Genomic DNA, 17992 nt, shown 5'->3' on the forward strand with positions numbered 1-17992 from the left:
TAGGTGATTGAAACAATGAAGAATTATCCAATATCTGATGCCCAAGCTGGAATATGGTTTGCGCATCAATTGGATACGACAAGTGCTAGTTATAACATGGGAGAATATGTAGAAATAAAAAATTCAATGAATGTAGCACTTTTCATCGAATCAATTAAACAAGTAGTAAAGGAAACGGATAGTTTGCATATGAAATATGGTGAGGATGCAAACGGACCATGGCAACAACTACAAGAACCTAATCATATCGAAGTGCAATACATTGATATTAGTCAGATGCAATCGGCTAAAGAAGAAGCAATCCAACTAATGAAATCGGATCTTCATCGTAGAGTAGATTTGAGGAAAGACGATGTATATAAACAAATCGTACTAAAGATAGATTCCAAGCATTATCTTTGGTATCAGCGCATCCATCATATTGCGATGGATGCATATGGATTTTCATTGCTTACTAATCGCGTGGCTCATATATATAGTAGTAAAGTAGCGCAAAAGCAGTATAAACAAACGCCATGGAATCCATTTTATAAAGTATTAGAGGAAGAGGAAATCTATAAGGAATCTGATCAATATATAGAAGATGGCAACTACTGGATTGATCGTTATCAACACTTACCTGAACCTGAAACACTGACAACTAAATATGAAAGTGAAAATAGTACGGTTAAAGTCTCGACCATTTTAAAAAATGACCAGTTAAAGAGACTAAAAGAAAAAGCGAAACATATGAAAGTTGGCTGGCCGGATCTTATTATGGCAGTAAAGGCAATCTATATGTATCGAATGAAAGGCAATCAAGATATTATTTTAGGGATTCCAATGATGAATCGATTAAAATCCGCATCCATTCAAATCCCTTGTACACGGATGAATGTTTTGCCACTTCATATTTCAGTTCATCCGACGTCATCCTTTCAAGATCTTGTAGAACAGATATCTGTGAAGATAAGAGAGAATAGTCAGCATCAACGGTACCGTCAAGAACAACTGCAACGAGATTTAGGTAAGGTAGGAATGGATTCTTCGCTATTTGGACCACAGGTGAATGTTATGCCATTTTCATATAATCCTGTCTTTGCTGGAACGAAAGCAATAACGTATAAATTAGCGACAGGTCCGGTGGAAGATTTATCCTGGAATATTTATGAACAAGGTAATGAAGATGGAATTACACTAGATTTAGAGGGGAACGCTGGAAAATATACGAGACAGGAATTAGAAATCCACGCTGATCGGTTATTACATCTGATTCATACATGTACAGAAATGGATGAACAGTCCTCGATGAGCAGTATTTCTGTTCTCCTTTATGAAGAGAAAGAGCAAATATTAGATAAGTGGAATAGAAACGCAAACCATTTTCCAATTACTGATCCAGTAAGTCTTTTTCAGCAGCAAGTACAGCTGACACCAGAAGCACTAGCAATTCAGCATGATGAAGCAGCGTTAACATATCGTGAATTAGATGAAAAATCGAGTCAACTCGCGAAAGTACTTATAAAAAAGGGCGTTGAAAAGGAAAGATTTGTGGCGATTAGTCTAGAAAGAACGGATAAATTACCAATTAGTATACTCGCTATATGGAAAGCCGGTGCAGCTTATCTTCCGCTTGATCCGACCTATCCAGAAGAGCGATTGGAATACATGTTGGAGAATGCAGACCCTATCATGATTCTGACAGACGGAGCATCGTGTCGTAGTATACCAGATTCGTTTGTACCGATTATGTTTAATCTGGATGAGGGACTTTTTAATGAAGAAGTAAATAACCAATCTCCATCTTCTATTAATCTTTTTGCTGAGCAATCACTAAAACATGCAGCGTATATGATTTATACATCAGGATCAACAGGAAAACCAAAAGGAGTCGTTGTTCCAGCTGAAGGTCTTGTCCATTTTCTACAATATATGAACAATGTGTTTTCCTTATCTGTAAAAGATCGATTATTAGCTTTAACGACGATTTCATTTGATATCTCTGTATTGGAATTGTTCTTGCCACTAGTTAGTGGAGCGACTTGTGTATTAATGAAACGTGAGATTGTGCAGGATCCAATCTTACTTAATCAAACTATCAACAATCAGAAAATTACAGCAATACAGGCTACGCCAACACATTGGCAAATGATCTTAGCGCATCAACAAGCATCATTAACAGATGTAAAGGCGTTAGTAGGAGGAGAAGCACTCCCATCCTATCTAGCAGAAGAAATGGTAAAAACATGTCAATCTGTAACCAACCTTTATGGTCCTACGGAAACAACCATTTGGTCCACTGTATATGAGTTGGACAAGGAAGAACCAAAGGGTTTGATAGGAGCACCGATAGACGAGACAGCCGTATACGTTCTAGATCAAGATCTACAACTAGTACCTCCAGAAGTAGATGGGGAGTTGTATATTGCTGGAGCTGGAGTCACTAGAGGATATTATGGCCGTCCTTCTTTAACTGCAGAGCGATATGTAGCTAATCCATTTGGTGATTCGGGAAGTAGAATGTACCGTACAGGTGACATTGTACAATGGACAAGCAACGGCAGTCTTGAATATATAAAACGTGCGGATGATCAAGTTAAGTTGCGAGGTCATCGTATTGAATTAGGAGAAATCGAAAAGGTGATTTCATCATTTTCTCCTAATATGAGTGCAAAAGTCATCGTTCGTGAAGATACACCAGGAAATCAGCAACTTGTAGCCTATTTAGTTGGCGCAGATGAAATAACCAAGGAAGAATTAATAACGCATGCGAAGCATACAGTGCCTGAATATATGATTCCAGATTCAATCGTTTACTTAGATGAATTCCCATTAACACTTAATGGGAAACTGGATAAGAAGAAGTTGCCACAACCTGAATATTATCATGTTGAAGTGGAGCAACAGTTAAATGAGGATGAGCAGGCGCTTCATGATATTTTTTCAAAATTACTACATTTACCAGTTATTTCTATTGAAGATTCATTTTTTGATTTAGGTGGACATTCTTTATTGGCATCTCATTTAATTGCGCAAATTAGGGATAAATGGAATAAGGAAATTTCTTTTTCTACTGTATTTAACTATCCAACTATTAAAGAGTTAGCGGTATTAATAAAAGAAGTTTCAGAGACTTCTACAGAAATTGTTGCCGTTGAGGATAGAGCAAGTGCGTTGTTATCTTATGAACAACATCGTTTATGGTTTATCGATCAAATGGAAGGACCAAGTGCGACATACAATATTCCATTCGAAATAGATTTAAATGGAAAATTGAATAAGCATGCTTTACAAGTAGCATTAGACTATGTAGTAAAGCGTCATGAATCATTACGAACTGTCTTTTCCATGGATGGGGAAACGCCTGTGCAACATATTTTACCAGCAGATCAGTCATCTATTCGTCTAGAGATAGTAGAGTCAAATCCAGAAGAATTAGCAAGTGTTGTAGAGGAAGCGAAGCAATTTCATTTTGATATTACAAAAGAGCCTCCAGTAAAGGCAGTCCTATTTAAAGTAGCAGAAGATAAGCATGTGTTATTACTCTTATTCCATCATATTATTGCAGATGGATGGTCATTAATACCACTTACAAAAGATTTATCAAAAGCCTATAAAAATAGTCTAGAGCATACTGATATTACGGATGAACCTTTAGCAATTCAGTATCAAGATTATGTGGCTTGGCAACAAGAGCAGATGGGAAAATCATCTGCAGAGGAAGAGTTGGATTATTGGAAGCAACAATTAATCGAATTGCCAGCAGAAACACCATTGCCATATGATGTACAACGACCAAAAACTCGGCAAAATGAAGGAAAGCATTATCCGTTTATCATTGATCAACAATTACAATCAGCAATAACGAACTATGCAAAAGAAAACAATGTAACGACTTTTATGGTGCTTCAAGCTTCTCTAACTTCTGTTTTGTCCAGGTTAGGTTCTGGAGTAGATATCCCGATAGGTACGCCGATTGTTGGTCGAAATAATCAGCAATTAGATGATTTAATCGGATTCTTTGTAAATACATTAGTGCTGCGGACAGATGTATCCAATAACCCAACATTTCATGAATTAGTGAGCCGAGTAAAGAAAACCAATGTGGAAGCGTATGATCGCCAAGATATTCCATTTGATAAAGTAGTGGAAATTGTTAATCCGGAGCGCTCTGCATCGAGACATCCACTCTTTCAGATGATGTTAATCCTTCAGAATGCACCGAACCCTGTGGTAGATATTCCACAAGTTGACAGCGATGTGAAGGTGAGTGGAACGGGTACAGCGAAGTTTGATTTGACATTTGAATTATGGGAGCAACCAAATGAAGCTGGAGCATTGAACGGCATTATTGAATATCGAACTGATTTGTATAAGGATAATCAGATTGAGTATATGTGTCAACAATGGCTAACCTTTTTAAAACACGCGTTGGAAACACCAGACAAGACAATAGGAACTATTCCTTTTATATCGACGGAAGAAAGACAATTTGTTCTAGATTATAAAAAACAAGCCAACAATGAATCAACCGACAGATCGATTGTTCAAATATTTGAATCACAAGTGGACAAGTATCCACATAATATTGCTGTTTCGTATGAAGGGGAGCAGCTCACTTATCAGCAATTAAACGAGCGCGCTAACCAAATGGCTAGATATTTAATGGATCAAGGTGCTGGACCCGAAAAACTAATATCAATTATGTTACCAAGGTCTATTTCCATGATGGTAAGTATTTTAGCTGTCTTAAAAACAGGTAGTGCTTATGTACCTGTAGACCCTGATTATCCTGATGAAAGGATAAGTTATATATTATCAGATGCTAATCCGTCTATTGTGATCACGAATGAGAAGAGTAATCAAACAACAGAGGATTTTACTAGTCTACACGTAATTGATATAGCTGATGTAAGCAGTCGTATATTACAGGCGTATTCTAATCAAAATATCAATCAATCGATTTCAGCAATGAATGCGGCTTATATCATATATACGTCTGGTTCAACAGGAAAGCCTAAGGGTGTGGTAATACCTCATCATAATGTCATTCGCTTATTAAACGAGACGGATGAATGGTATCACTTTAACTCTGACGATGTATGGACGATGTTCCACTCGTACGCGTTTGATTTTTCTGTTTGGGAAATCTGGGGAGCATTACTTTATGGTGGAAAATTAGTTATTGTCCCATACAACGTAAGTAGAATGCCAATCGAATTTCTTGATTTACTTGTACAAGAACAAGTAACGGTGTTAAACCAGACTCCTTCTGCATTTTATCAACTCATGTATGCAGAACAGGAAAGAAGGGACTTATCTCGAAAACTATCTCTAAGGTATGTCGTGTTTGGTGGGGAACAGCTAGAATTAGCAAGGTTAAAAGACTGGTTTACGTTACACGAGAATTCTACAACAAAACTGATTAATATGTATGGAATCACAGAGACGACGGTGCATGTTAGTTACCTTGAATTAAATGAAGAGATTATCGATCAACAAGGTAATAGTTTAATTGGAACAAATATCCCCGACCTAGAAATATATATTTTAGACGACTTTTTACAGCCAGTACCGATTGGTGTTACAGGGGAGATGTACGTAGCCGGAGGTGGACTGGCCAGAGGATATCTTAATCAAAGTTCCTTAACAGCCTCTCGGTTTGTAGCTAATCCTTTTGGTGAAGCAGGAAGCAGAATGTATAAAACAGGGGATTTAGCAAAATGGTTAGACGACGGAACCATTGATTATATTGGGCGCTCGGATCATCAAGTGAAAATCAGAGGCTATCGAATTGAGCTAGGTGAAGTTAATGCTCATATAATATCCCATGAATCTATAAAAGAAGCAGCTACTACTGTACTTAATCAACATGGAGATAATCAACTTGTATCTTATATCGTAACAGATAAGGAAGTCAGAGACGCTGACTTAAAAGCTTATATCGCTTCTTTCTTACCTGGTTATATGATTCCATCTACCTTTGTTCACATAGATAGGATTCCGTTAACGGCGCACGGAAAATTAGATACGAAGAATCTACCATTACCTGATTACACTGTAAATGTAACGGGAGAAGGTCCTCGGACACCGAGTGAAGAGTTACTTTGTGAATTGTTTAAAGAAATTCTTCATTTAGATGAAGTAGGTATTCACGATAGTTTCTTTGACTTGGGAGGACATTCCTTATTAGCCGTTACATTAATGAATAGAATAAGGGAATTGTTTGGGAAAGAACTAGGAATTGGAGTCTTATTTGAGGCACCTACAGTAGCTGAATTAGTACATGTATTGGATGGAGATAATGATACATCGAGTTCGTTAGATATGTTGCTTCCATTACGAAAAAGCGGTTCAGAACTGCCACTATTTTGTGTACACCCGGCAGGCGGATTGAGCTGGTGCTATGCTGGTTTAATGAGTACACTCGGACCAGAATTTCCGATATATGGACTTCAAGCAAGAGGAATTTCCGAAGCTGAAGCAAAACCTGACTCATTAGTAGAAATGGCACAGGACTATATTGCGGAAATGAAACGTGTACAACCAGAAGGACCATATCGAGTCTTAGGCTGGTCACTTGGTGGAAATGTGGCACATGCTATCACCGTTGAATTACAAAAGCTTGGTGATGAGGTAGAGTTAGTCTTCATTATGGATTCCTATCCAAGTGATTTTGTTCCGCTTTCTGGTGAAGAAGGAGAACAAGATGCCTTGATTGCCTTACTTACATTAGGTGGATATGATCCTGAACAACTTATGCATAAAGAAATTTCCATTGAAAACGTAGTTGAACTTCTTAATCATCATGGTAGTGCGTTGGCTAGTTTAGACAAACAAACCATTATAAATTTGAAAGAGACTTATAGAAATTCAGTTAAGATTATGTCGGAATACAAACCAAAAACATTCGATGGAAATATGATCTTCTTTAAATCAACCATTGTACCAGATTGGTTTACGGATGCAGATCCTAGTAAATGGACACCATTCATATCTGGAGAAATGCTAGAGTACGATATTCATTGTCGACATAAAGATATGTGTCAACCTGAACCGCTTGCTGAAATTGGAGCAATCGTTGAACAAGAATTACAAAAAAAGAAAAAAGATAGAAAGGATGAATATAATGACAAATCCATTTGAAAATAAGGATGGAAATTACTATGTACTTATAAATGATGAGGGCCAATATTCACTTTGGCCCGACTTCATACAAGTTCCTGAGGGTTGGAATATTGCATATGGACCAGAAGGATTAACTGTTTGTCAGGACTATATCGAAGACTATTGGAATGATTTACTTCCAACTAGCTTGAAAAAGAAAAAGCTGAGTATTTCTTAAATGATTGGTTCGTCATTTTTACATTCAAGAAAAGTAGTTTGTTTCATCTATATATTAGCAATGTTTATGGCTTCATTAGATGGAACAATTGTATATGTAGCATTACCAACGATTGGAGAAGACTTAAACGTATCATCAGCAGATTTAAGTGGTGTGACGGTTTGGTATCTTGTAGGTGTTGCTGCGATCCTGCCTATTGCGGGATGGCTTGGAGATCGATTTGGAAGTAAGAAAGTATTTTTAAGTGCATTGTCTATATTTACGATTGCATCTATTATTTGTGGACTTGTTCAAACAGTAGGCCTACTAAATATCGCACGTTTTATACAAGGTCTAGGCGGAGGTATGCTTGCTCCTATCGGCATGGCGATGATATTCCGAACTTTTTCAGTAGAAGAACGTCCTAAAGTATCTCGTTCTCTTGTTTTACCGATAGCAATTGCCCCAGCATTAGGTCCTATAGTAGGCGGGTTAATCTTAGAAATTCTTTCTTGGCAATGGATTTTCTTTATCAATATACCAATTGGAGTTATCGCAATTGTTATTGGTATGTTCTATCTAACCGAACATCAAGAGGAAAATGTAGGGAGAATGGATTGGAAAGGATTTGTTCTCATTGTTGTAGGTTATCCTTTATTAATGTTTTCTTTAACACAAGGTTCTTCAAGAGGTTGGACTTCGATTGAAATACTTGGTTCTGCAATTTGTGGATTACTATTAGTCAGTGTATTTATATTGCATGCAATAAATAAAGAAAAACCTATTATGGATGTAAAGCTATTATCCGAGCCTACATTTCGTAAGGTAAGTATACTTTCTTTCTTTGCTGTTAGTGGTTTACAAAGCTTACTTTTTATATTTCCAATTATGTATCAACAGGCAGTAGGTGCAACCGCACTGGAAAGCGGTATTGTTGTATTTATTGAAGCAATTGGATTAATGTTGGCTTCAAGATTAATGCCGTTTTCGTTAAAAAAGCTAGGCGTCTACCGAGTCATTTTGTTTGGATTTTTAGGCGCATGTATCAGCTTTATACTAATGAGCATAGTTGGACCTTTTGCTAATCCTTGGGTGTTAAGAATACTATTATTTACGATCGGATTAACATTAGGACATTCGGTAATTGCTATGCAATATACGACATTTACGAATATAACTTCTCAAAATATGAGTAAAGCAACGACGTTATTTAATGTTCAAAATCGTTTAGGAGCAGCGATTGGTATATCAATGATTGCTAGTTTACTTATTACGCTACAAGATGAGGCGGAAAGCATTATGGACCCTAATCCGTATCAGATCTCTATTTTCATTGCTGCAATATTTCTAGCAATTTCATTTATACTTACGTTTAAAAACCGTCATATTATTAAGCATAGTGATAAACAAACAAATCGTAACTCTATTAAAGGAGAAAAAGCGGGGTAATGACTATCTATGCTTGTAAATTACCTTCCTATCAAAATTGGCAGGAAGTGCAATTCTACAGCCAATATATTTCACAAAAAAGAAGAGATAGGATACAGAAATTCAAAAAAGTGGGGGACGCTTATCGTTCCCTCACGAGTGAACTTTTACTTAGAAAGATACTATTTGATCAATTTCATCTTGTTGATGTAACTATTTCTACAGATAAACAAGGAAAACCGTATTTACCTTATCATTCAAATATACATTTTAATCTTTCTCACTCTGGAGCATGGTGTGTATGTGTAGTAGGAGAAAAACAAGTTGGTATTGATATTGAGTATATTGACGTGATACCTGAAAATTTGATTTTTACAATTCTTTCAGATGAAGAGCTGGCTTCTGAGGATAATTTACACCATCTTTTTTTTGAAAAGTGGACAGTCTTGGAAAGCTATTTGAAAATGATAGGGACTGGTCTATATCTCCCGTTAGGGTCTGTAGAAATGAAATCAACTAGTGATCGAACGTACAGCGTAAAGCATCGTGAAGGAAAGTATCCAGCAGGAACGAGTAACTGTTATACATTCGACGAAAATTACAAGTTATCGATTTGCACAAGGGAGTTAGATAAAAATATGCATACATGTATCTATCAGTATGATTTTGATAAACTAGTAAATTCATCAAAAGGAACGAATCCACAAGCTCTCATTTAGGGAAAACAGTTAGTTCAATTAACATTCAATTTAAGGAAAACACTCTTCATTTTGTCTATAAATATTTATAAGACATAGGGAGGGTGTTTTTTATTGACAGAAAACCATAAAAAATTTACATTATGATTAAGTGTTCGAACCTATGAACATAAAAGGAGGTATGTAATGAGTCAACAAACAATGAAGCTTCTAAGAGAGTGTACTCCTGTTTTCAATATTTTACGGGATGAGAATAGACAAGAGATTTTGATGCTCCTATTTGATGAAGGACAAATGTCGGTCAATCAAATTGCTGATCGTTTAACACTTTCTAGACCTGCTATCTCTCATCATTTAAAACATCTTCTTGACGCAAAAGTAGTTACTGTACAAAAAAGTGCTACAGTGAGATATTATAATCTTTCACTCGAACACTCTATTGTGATGTTAAAAAGACTTATTCAGTCTTTAGAGAGTGATCAACATAATATAGCAAAAAACTAGCACCTGCCTGAGGATAGGGGCTTCTTGTCTTTATGTTTGAATGTTCGGCTTTATTAAAAGGTTTTGGGATACCTTGTTTGATATAAAACGAAACGTAGGAGGAACTAAAATTGTCATATAATGAGCAAGCAGCATGGCGAGAAATTATGCAAAAACTACCTGAAGTATACCATTTCACGGAAGACTATTATCCAACAGAAGAGTGGTGGGACTGGAAAGGTCATCAAGTTCACTTAGATTGTTTTCGTAACGCAAAGGCTCCTGCTAAAGTGATTTTACTTCATGGTGTAGGAACAAATGGCAGGCAGATGTCAATGATTTTAGGCGGGCCCCTTGCACAAGATGGTTTTGAAACAATAGCGATTGACATGCCAACTTACGGTGTCACGAAGGTAAACAAAGAAGTAGTTGTAAAATACGATGACTGGGTTGATTTGGCTTGTGATTATATTGATCATGAGTTAAAGCGAGATGATAGACCGATTGTTCTTTATGGATTAAGTGCAGGTGGAATGGAAGCATATCATATAGCAAGCAAAACGAAAAATGTAAAAGGGATTATAGGCATGACATTTTTGGATCAACGATTGCAGCAAGTTCGAGATGAGACAACTAATAATCTCTTTTGGAGCCGTGTAGGTATTCCGATGGCATCGGTTGCTTGTAAATTTGGACTTGAAAACTTCAAGATGAAAATGAGTGCACCTGCTAAAATGAGTGCTTTGTGCAATGATAAAAATGTTATGAAAATATTTAACCGCGATAAGACATCTGCCGCTAATGTAGCAAGTATGAGATTTTTAGATACCTATGCAAACTATACACCAGCTATAGAGCCAGAAGATTTTGATGTATGTCCTATTCTTTTAACACAACCGGCTGAAGATAAATGGACACCGTTACATTTGAGCAAATTAGTATTGGACAGAATAAATAAAGTCGATGTAGAGATAGTCAATCTAGAAAATGGGGGCCATTACCCTGTGGAACAACCAGCGTTAGATCAAATGCATCAAGCTGTCCTAAAGTTTTTGAATAAAGTTATACAGTAATATATTGGAACTTATATCACAGATCAACAGATGTAGAGTCTTTACTATACTGTCTTTAAGATATTACAAAAGCTGACATTTAAATAAAGAAGTCGTAGTTAATAGTTCTAAGGGGAAATCCCCCTAGAACTATTTTTTTACTCCATATATAAATTGTAATAGAAGAAATATATTCTTAAAGTTAGATGAAAGTAATTGCTGTATCAATATTTATTTATGTTAAATTATGTAATATTGTAACTAGAGTACTTAAGAACTAGACTAGAAGAAGTTGATTGAGGGTAAACATAGTCTAAAACCATAAGATATTGGAGGTTTGTACTATGGGTATTCTATCTAAAAATGTTAGTGAAACATCATTATATTCGACAAAATCCAAGTATGCAGGACGTAACTTTTTGTCTGGATTATTATTTGGTATTGGTTTAGTAGCTTTTATTGATGAAGTGGTTTTTCATCAGTTATTGCAATGGCATCATTTTTATGACCGATCAACGACTGAAATCGGATTGATCTCAGATGGTCTATTTCATGCATTCAGCTGGTTTGCAACGATAGGTGGTTTATTTTTATTTGCAGATCTCCGACGTAGAAATGCATTTTGGTTAAAGCGCTGGATTGGAAGTGTTTTATTAGGTGCAGGTCTATTTCAATTATATGATGGAACGGTACAACATAAAATAATGAATCTTCATCAAATACGTTATGTTGATAATGTTATTATCTATGATATTGTTTGGAATTCAATTGCAGGATTACTGATTGTTATAGGGGCGATACTCGTTTTTCAAACACGTAGGAAATCGAATCCTTTAAAAGGAATGAATCTTGATGAATAGTCATGGATATCATGAAATTAGTATGCAGGTGACGGATTGGGTAGTTGCTGTAGTTGTTTTAATATTAATATGTACTTATATTGGTGCAGGATTAAATTCAAATAAGAAAGAACACTTGAGCACTTGGCCATTCTATAGGTACATATTATGGATAATTGGCTTTCTATTAGTTGGTATTTCATTAGTAGGACCAATAGCTGAATTAGCTCATCGTAATTTTACTGCTCATATGTTAAGTCATTTATTCCTAGGCATGCTAGCGCCGTTATTACTAGCACTTGCAGCACCAACTACATTACTACTGCGTATGTTATCAGTTCAGCATGCGAGAATTTTATCCAAACTATTAAAAACTTCATTTTTTAGTTTCGTAAGACATCCGGTAATCGCGTCAGTACTAAATATAGGTGGATTATGGGTGCTTTACACCACGGACTTATATATGCTAATGCATGAAAATTTATTCGTCCATCTCATTGTTCATTTTCATATATTTGTGGCAGGTTATCTATTTACTATCTCAATGATATATATTGATCCAGCACCGCATCGGTTTAGCTATCTGTATCGAGCAATTGTATTAGTATTCGCTTTAGCTGGGCATGGTATATTATCAAAGTATATTTATGCGAATTCTCCAGTAGGAGTGCCAAAAGATCAAGCAGAAACTGGTGGCATTTTGATGTACTATGGTGGAGATGCGATTGATATCGTAATCATCTTTATACTATGCTTACATTGGTATCGCTCAACGCGCCCAAAAGCGAGCTTAAATGCAAGTCCAAATTAAAAGTACACAAAGCACAGACGACTGGTGAGCCCCCGATGCATAAGCATCGGTAGACTCACCTAAGCCTTACTCCATTATAATTTGTTCTCTTTAATATCCTACTTCTACCGCAGCGTTAACCATATACATTAAGTCATTTTCATCATCTTTATCTTCTAAAATAATGCCACTCGACGTAGCCATTCCTCCATCTGTTATATCTACTTCTACAGTTCCATAAGGGATGGTTTCTTTGATTTTACTAATATCTAAATTATCTCGATCAAGGGGTACTGCAAGACGTACCGTTACGTTCATGTTTTCAAGACTATTATCTGGTAGGCTGTTCTCAATCCCAGGCATTGAGTTTGACCAAATAGCATTTTGGACTGCTCTAGTCGCTGCTTTGGTTATATTTTGACCGTGTACATCGATTCCCATCCCAGTTTGAATAAAGAGTATCTTGTTCATGATAAAACTCCTTTCATCGAAATATATAGTACAATTCCCAGCAGACTATGAACATAAACCTAGTGGAGATAGATGAGTGGGGTGCTAGCTCTCATTATTATTCATGAAGTTATCTTTGTTTATATAGTAGAAATTCATGATATTATAAAAGAAATGATATAGGTACCCGAGAGGAAGATTCTTTGGAAAATAAAGAAATGCTGATTGTAGATGATCTTATGAATCAAATAAAACAAAAAAAGATACAACCAGGAGAAAAATTCCCCTCTGAAAATGCCTTAACAGAAATGTATAAAGTCCCAAGAATGACAGTAAGAAATGCATTTAATACTTTAGAAGAGCGGGGATTTATTCAAGCTTCCCAAGGAAAGGGTCGCTTTCTAAAAGGAAAATCAATTCAAATAAAGTTGCCTTTAACTGGAGATACGAGCTTCACAGAAAAAATGGAGCAGATGGGATATAATTTACAAACGAAAAATGTCTTGTTCAAAAAAGTTGACTATAATCCATCTATATTTAATCGATTGCATGCTAGTGAAAACGAAAATGTCTATCAGGTTGTAAGATTACGTTATATTAATGGAGAGATTATTGCCATTCACTATTCTTTCATAAAGGAATCTACGGTTCCAAAGATTGTAGAAGAAGGACCAGAAATTTTATCTATGTTTCGTTTTTATAGGCAACAAGGATTTAAGAAATTTACGAGTAACAAATCAATTTTAAGTGTTACTTTTCCAACTTTAGAAGAGCAACAATTATTGGAATGTAAGAGTATGATTCCATTAATTGTAGTCGAAACCGACTGCACGAATAAAGAAACCAATCAAATCTTAGAATATACGAAAATACTTTATAGAAGTGATACATTTAAATATGATATATCTACTATTACATAAGCAAGGATCAATCTAACGTCAGAGATTGATCCTTGCTTTTTTTGTTGAATGCATTGTTCTGATCTCCCATGACCTTCTTTAATAAATCCCCGACTTTATACATTCCTTTACATATACTTAACCAGTTCTTAACACACAACAACTTGGCGACAAGTTAGGATTAATTTGTGAAGGAGGTTATGAAAAATGAAACGAAAACGTAGAACTGAAATTCTTATTCAGGGAGATGCGAATTTAGTAGATAACCTTGCGGAAGAAATTAAGCAGAACTATCAATGGCAGGAATTTTCACCACCATCCTATAGTCTTACGATGATGAAAATGCGTGAAACAGCGCAACAGTCCCTATTCCACATCGGAGAAGTACTTGTCACAGAGGCAAAGGTGGAAGTTAGTGGTCAAATAGGAGTTGGCATCGTAATTGGGATGAAAGATGACCTATCAATTAATTTAGCAATGATCGATGCTGCATATAAAGCGGAATTGCCAGAAACAATTAATTGGAATCAGCTTCTTATTAAAGAGGAACAAAGAATTCATACGAAAAAGGTAAAGAAACAGCAGGAAATACTCAAGACAAAAGTACATTTTGACACAATGGATGTTGAATAAATTAATTCCTATTGTAGGAGGAAATTCTATGGTTACTAATTTTGTTCATGATACACAACACACATATCGGGTGCTTCTTGATAATATGTCGAAACCAGGAAAAATCTCATCGATAGAATCAAAGCCTGAACAAGAGCTGCATTGCTTCCCTGCAACATTTCTAGTTGCTTTAACATTATTTGATGCAGAGGTGACTTTTCATGTGGTAGAGCGTGAAACAAAGCTTGCAAATTTACTATCTCAATATACCGTTGCAAAACAGGTAGCAATTGAAAAAGCAGATTATATCATCTCCACAAATAATGCAGACAGTAAGGAAGTACTAAATGCGTTAAAAAAAAGTTGTGTTGGTACTTTAGCCGATCCACATCAGTCTGCAACGTTAATTGTTGAACAACAAAACATCATTGAAAATGGAAATCTTAAATTATCCGGTCCAGGAATTAGCGAAACACATAGTGTCGGATTAGAAGTCTCTGAGGCATTTTGGTTAGAAAGAGACAGAAAAATAAAGGAATATCCACTCGGGATAGACTTAATATTTACGGACCAAAATTCAAATATTGTTTGTATACCTAGAACAACAAAAGTACATAGAAAAGAGGTAGATAAATAATGGGCTATGTCGCTGTTAAAGGAGGCACAGAAGCAATAGAAGCCTCTATCGACCGTTTGAAATATGAACGGCTGAAAGAAAGGTCAACTATCGAAGTGGAAACTATCTTGGCATCAATGCGACAACTTGTAGATCAGGTAATGTCGGAAGCAAGTTTATATAATCCATATTTAGCTGCACTTGCTATCAAACAAGCTGAGGGAAGTATGGAGGAAGCTGTTTTCTTACTTCGAGCTCACCGTTCTACATTACCAAGACGCTATTACAGTAGAACAATAGAAACAGCATCTATGTTTGTAGAAAGAAGAATATCAGCTAGCTTTAAAGATATTCCAGGTGGACAACTATTAGGGGCTACGTATGATTATACCCATCGATTGCTAGACTTTAATTTAATCTATGAAACAAAAGCTGAAATTGAAAGATGGTTAGAACAATTTCAGGCGGAACAGTCAGAAGTTACGGATGAATTACTCTTCTTTCCGAAGGTAGTGGATTATTTAAGAGAGGAAGGGTTATTCGAAACTTATCCGTTAAATGATCAATTACCAGATGATGTAACAAAGAGGAGTCTCTCCTTTCCATCCTCACGTAGTGAACGATTGCAAGTATTGACTCGAGGACAGACGGGCGCAGTTACATCGTTGGGTTATGCTTCACTAAGAGGATACGGACAAGTTCATCCGACAGTCGGAGAAGTTCGAGTAGGTTCCGTTCCAATTCATGTATCTCCTCCTCATGAAGCTGGGGACGATAAAGATGAAGATTATTATATTGGTGAAATTACGATCACAGAAGTCGAATCCTTCGTACCTGTAATGAAGGAGAAAGACAAAAAAACGAAAGAATTACAGTTTGAAATTGGTTATGGAGCATGCTTCGGTCAGAATGAAACAAAAGCAATAGCTATGAGTATACTTGATCAATGCTTGGAGAACAATCAGGCTCCGTATCCAACACATGATGAAGAATTTGTTTTACTTCACATTGATTCTGTAGAATCGACAGGTTTTATTTCTCATTTAAAACTTCCGCATTATGTTACGTTCCAATCAAAGTTAGATAGTATCCGCAATGTGAAGAAGGGAGGAAATAAAACATGATACATCAAAAGACACATTTTGCATTTTTGGATGAAAGTTCGAAGAAAGAAATACGAAGGGCAACGTTAAAAGCAGTTGCAATACCAGGATATCAAGTGCCTTTTTCATCTCGAGAAATGCCAATTGGAAGGGGATGGGGAACTGGAGGTCTGCAGCTAACCCTCTCACTTGTTGGCAAAAAAGATATTTTAAAGGTAATAGATCAAGGAGCAGATGAGTCTGTTAATGCTGTCAGTATAAAAAAACTTGTTCAATCAACTACCAATATTGAAGTGACGGAAAAAACACAAGATGCAACGCTTATACAGTCTAGACATCGGATACCAGAAATCCCGCTAACACCGGACCAAATACTTGTATTACAAGTGCCGATGCCAGAGCCATTAAGAGCATATGAATCGAAGGAAGCAGTCACTAAAAACTTACATGCAGAACAAGAGTATAGCGGAATTTGGATGATGCTTTTTGAGCAAATCATTAAATATGGCAGACAAACAACAAATGCAGATCACCCTGTAATGGTAAATAATCATTACATTATGGCTCCAAGTCCAATACCAAGATTTGATAATCCAAAGATGAATCAATCAGAGGCATTGATTTTGCTAGGGGCCGGGCGAGAAAAGAAAATATATGCTGTTCCACCATTTACACCTATCGAATCACTTGCTTTTAATGATTATCCTTTTGCCAAGGAAGATTTCACAGGTAAACAATGTAAACTTTGTGGATCAAGCGATGTATTTCTAGATGAATTAGTTGATGAAAAAACACAAGAAACCTTCTATCAATGTAATGATTCAAGCTATTGTATGGAAAAACTCAACAATATGAATACCAAAGAGGTGGAATCGATTGATGTATGAGAAACCAACACTCTCTATTCAGAATTTAAATAAACAATTTGGTACCGGCTGTGATCACTGTTTAAATCATGAAACAAGAGTATTGAATCAAAATTTTTGTCCAGAATGTGGAACGGTGTATGCATGCCAAGATATTTCATTTGATTTGTTTCCAGGGGAAATTCTTGGGGTTGTAGGAGAAAGTGGAAGCGGCAAGTCCAGTCTGATGAAATGCATGTACTTCGATTCAGATGTGACATCTGGTGAGATGTATGTTGATCATAAAGATTTTGAAGGTGAAAATCTAGTTCATTTATCAGCTCAACAAAAACGGTATATTCGAAATCATCATTATGGAATGGTTTATCAAAACCCAGCAACTGGACTAAAAATGGATTTTTCATCTATAGGAAATATTGCAGAAAAGCAAATTGCAGCAGGAAATCGGAATGTAAATCAAATGGAATCTACTGGAAAACGTTTATTAGAAACAGTACATATTCCCATATTTCGAATGAAAGAAGAACCGAAAAATTTTTCTGGGGGAATGCAGCAACGCGTTCAAATTGCAAAAGCATTATCCAATAATCCACCAGTATTATTTTTAGATGAAGTAACAACTGGATTAGATCTTTCAGTACAAGCTGATGTACTAGATTTAATTAAAAATATTCAACTGGAATTCGGAATTAGTATGGTAGTTGTTTCACATGATTTAGCTGTTATTCGAATGTTAGCAGACCGAACAATTGTGATGTTAAATGGGAAAATTATCGAACAAGGGTTAACCGATCAAATTTTAGAAGACCCTTTCCATGCTTATACACAACAGCTCGTCTATTCATTATTATAG

At 36.1% G+C, this 17992-nt stretch carries 15 protein-coding genes; 14 read left to right on the top strand and 1 reads right to left on the bottom strand.

Features of this window, described 5'->3' with window-relative positions; genetic code table 11:
• The first annotated feature begins 3 nt into the window (after positions 1-3).
• The 8 genes from OB_RS05140 (at position 4) to OB_RS05175 (ending at position 12614) form a co-directional block, all read left to right on the top strand.
• Positions 4-7125, top strand: a complete 7122-nt coding sequence (locus OB_RS05140) for an amino acid adenylation domain-containing protein (RefSeq protein ID WP_011065360.1) — start codon at positions 4-6, stop codon at positions 7123-7125.
• A complete protein-coding gene (locus OB_RS05145; protein ID WP_041544102.1) occupies positions 7109-7324 on the top strand; it encodes an MbtH family protein in 216 nt (71 codons plus the stop codon). Before OB_RS05140 ends, OB_RS05145 begins: the two co-directional genes overlap by 17 nt.
• A gap of 66 nt (positions 7325-7390) precedes the next feature.
• On the top strand, positions 7391-8752 hold the full coding sequence (locus OB_RS05150) for a DHA2 family efflux MFS transporter permease subunit (protein WP_231846995.1): 1362 nt from the start codon (positions 7391-7393) through the stop codon (positions 8750-8752).
• Positions 8752-9450 carry a 4'-phosphopantetheinyl transferase family protein gene (locus tag OB_RS05155; protein ID WP_011065363.1) on the top strand — a complete coding sequence of 233 codons (699 nt, stop codon included), beginning with the start codon at positions 8752-8754 and terminating at the stop codon, positions 9448-9450. Before OB_RS05150 ends, OB_RS05155 begins: the two co-directional genes overlap by 1 nt.
• Positions 9451-9615: 165 nt before the next feature.
• Positions 9616-9933, top strand: coding sequence for an ArsR/SmtB family transcription factor (locus OB_RS05160; RefSeq protein WP_011065364.1), 318 nt, complete (start codon positions 9616-9618; stop codon positions 9931-9933).
• Between the two features lie 110 nt (positions 9934-10043).
• Positions 10044-10985 carry an alpha/beta hydrolase gene (locus tag OB_RS05165; protein WP_011065365.1) on the top strand — a complete coding sequence of 314 codons (942 nt, stop codon included), beginning with the start codon at positions 10044-10046 and terminating at the stop codon, positions 10983-10985.
• Positions 10986-11308: 323 nt separating this feature from the next.
• Positions 11309-11824: a DUF2243 domain-containing protein gene (locus OB_RS05170; protein ID WP_011065366.1), complete on the top strand. Its 516-nt coding sequence runs from the start codon at positions 11309-11311 to the stop codon at positions 11822-11824.
• A complete protein-coding gene (locus tag OB_RS05175) occupies positions 11814-12614 on the top strand; it encodes a cytochrome c oxidase assembly protein (protein ID WP_011065367.1) in 801 nt (266 codons plus the stop codon). Before OB_RS05170 ends, OB_RS05175 begins: the two co-directional genes overlap by 11 nt.
• Before the next feature lie 90 nt (positions 12615-12704).
• Here the strand turns inward: OB_RS05175 and OB_RS05180 are convergent, their stop codons facing one another.
• Positions 12705-13064, bottom strand: a complete 360-nt coding sequence (locus tag OB_RS05180; protein ID WP_011065368.1) for a Lin0512 family protein — start codon at positions 13062-13064, stop codon at positions 12705-12707.
• 182 nt (positions 13065-13246) lie between these two features.
• Here OB_RS05180 and OB_RS05185 point away from each other — a divergent pair, with 182 nt between their 5' ends.
• From OB_RS05185 to OB_RS05210, 6 genes are all read left to right on the top strand, one after another.
• The gene (locus OB_RS05185) at positions 13247-13963 is read left to right on the top strand and encodes a GntR family transcriptional regulator (RefSeq protein ID WP_011065369.1); all 717 of its coding nucleotides are present in this window, start codon (positions 13247-13249) and stop codon (positions 13961-13963) included.
• Positions 13964-14149: 186 nt separating this feature from the next.
• Complete coding sequence (phnG, locus tag OB_RS05190; RefSeq protein ID WP_011065370.1) at positions 14150-14575, top strand: phosphonate C-P lyase system protein PhnG; 426 nt, start codon at positions 14150-14152, stop codon at positions 14573-14575.
• Between the two features lie 28 nt (positions 14576-14603).
• The gene (phnH, locus tag OB_RS05195) at positions 14604-15191 is read left to right on the top strand and encodes a phosphonate C-P lyase system protein PhnH (RefSeq protein ID WP_011065371.1); all 588 of its coding nucleotides are present in this window, start codon (positions 14604-14606) and stop codon (positions 15189-15191) included.
• Complete coding sequence (locus tag OB_RS05200; protein WP_011065372.1) at positions 15191-16294, top strand: carbon-phosphorus lyase complex subunit PhnI; 1104 nt, start codon at positions 15191-15193, stop codon at positions 16292-16294. Before phnH ends, OB_RS05200 begins: the two co-directional genes overlap by 1 nt.
• A complete protein-coding gene (locus tag OB_RS05205; protein ID WP_011065373.1) occupies positions 16291-17160 on the top strand; it encodes an alpha-D-ribose 1-methylphosphonate 5-phosphate C-P-lyase PhnJ in 870 nt (289 codons plus the stop codon). Before OB_RS05200 ends, OB_RS05205 begins: the two co-directional genes overlap by 4 nt.
• Entirely contained in the window at positions 17153-17992 is an 840-nt protein-coding gene (locus OB_RS05210) for an ATP-binding cassette domain-containing protein (RefSeq protein ID WP_041544103.1), read from the top strand. Before OB_RS05205 ends, OB_RS05210 begins: the two co-directional genes overlap by 8 nt.

This window comes from Oceanobacillus iheyensis HTE831 (assembly GCF_000011245.1).
Lineage (GTDB): Bacteria > Bacillota > Bacilli > Bacillales > Amphibacillaceae > Oceanobacillus > Oceanobacillus iheyensis.

Coding starts and splice junctions, on each gene's coding strand:
- OB_RS05150 (WP_231846995.1), top strand. CDS start 7,391: ATGGCTTCATTAGATGGAACAATTGTATATGTAGCATTACCAACGATT.
- OB_RS05205 (WP_011065373.1), top strand. CDS start 16,291: ATGATACATCAAAAGACACATTTTGCATTTTTGGATGAAAGTTCGAAG.
- OB_RS05200 (WP_011065372.1), top strand. CDS start 15,191: ATGGGCTATGTCGCTGTTAAAGGAGGCACAGAAGCAATAGAAGCCTCT.
- OB_RS05145 (WP_041544102.1), top strand. CDS start 7,109: ATGACAAATCCATTTGAAAATAAGGATGGAAATTACTATGTACTTATA.
- OB_RS05170 (WP_011065366.1), top strand. CDS start 11,309: ATGGGTATTCTATCTAAAAATGTTAGTGAAACATCATTATATTCGACA.
- phnH (WP_011065371.1), top strand. CDS start 14,604: ATGGTTACTAATTTTGTTCATGATACACAACACACATATCGGGTGCTT.
- phnG (WP_011065370.1), top strand. CDS start 14,150: ATGAAACGAAAACGTAGAACTGAAATTCTTATTCAGGGAGATGCGAAT.
- OB_RS05180 (WP_011065368.1), bottom strand. CDS start 13,064: ATGAACAAGATACTCTTTATTCAAACTGGGATGGGAATCGATGTACAC.
- OB_RS05160 (WP_011065364.1), top strand. CDS start 9,616: ATGAGTCAACAAACAATGAAGCTTCTAAGAGAGTGTACTCCTGTTTTC.
- OB_RS05210 (WP_041544103.1), top strand. CDS start 17,153: ATGTATGAGAAACCAACACTCTCTATTCAGAATTTAAATAAACAATTT.
- OB_RS05155 (WP_011065363.1), top strand. CDS start 8,752: ATGACTATCTATGCTTGTAAATTACCTTCCTATCAAAATTGGCAGGAA.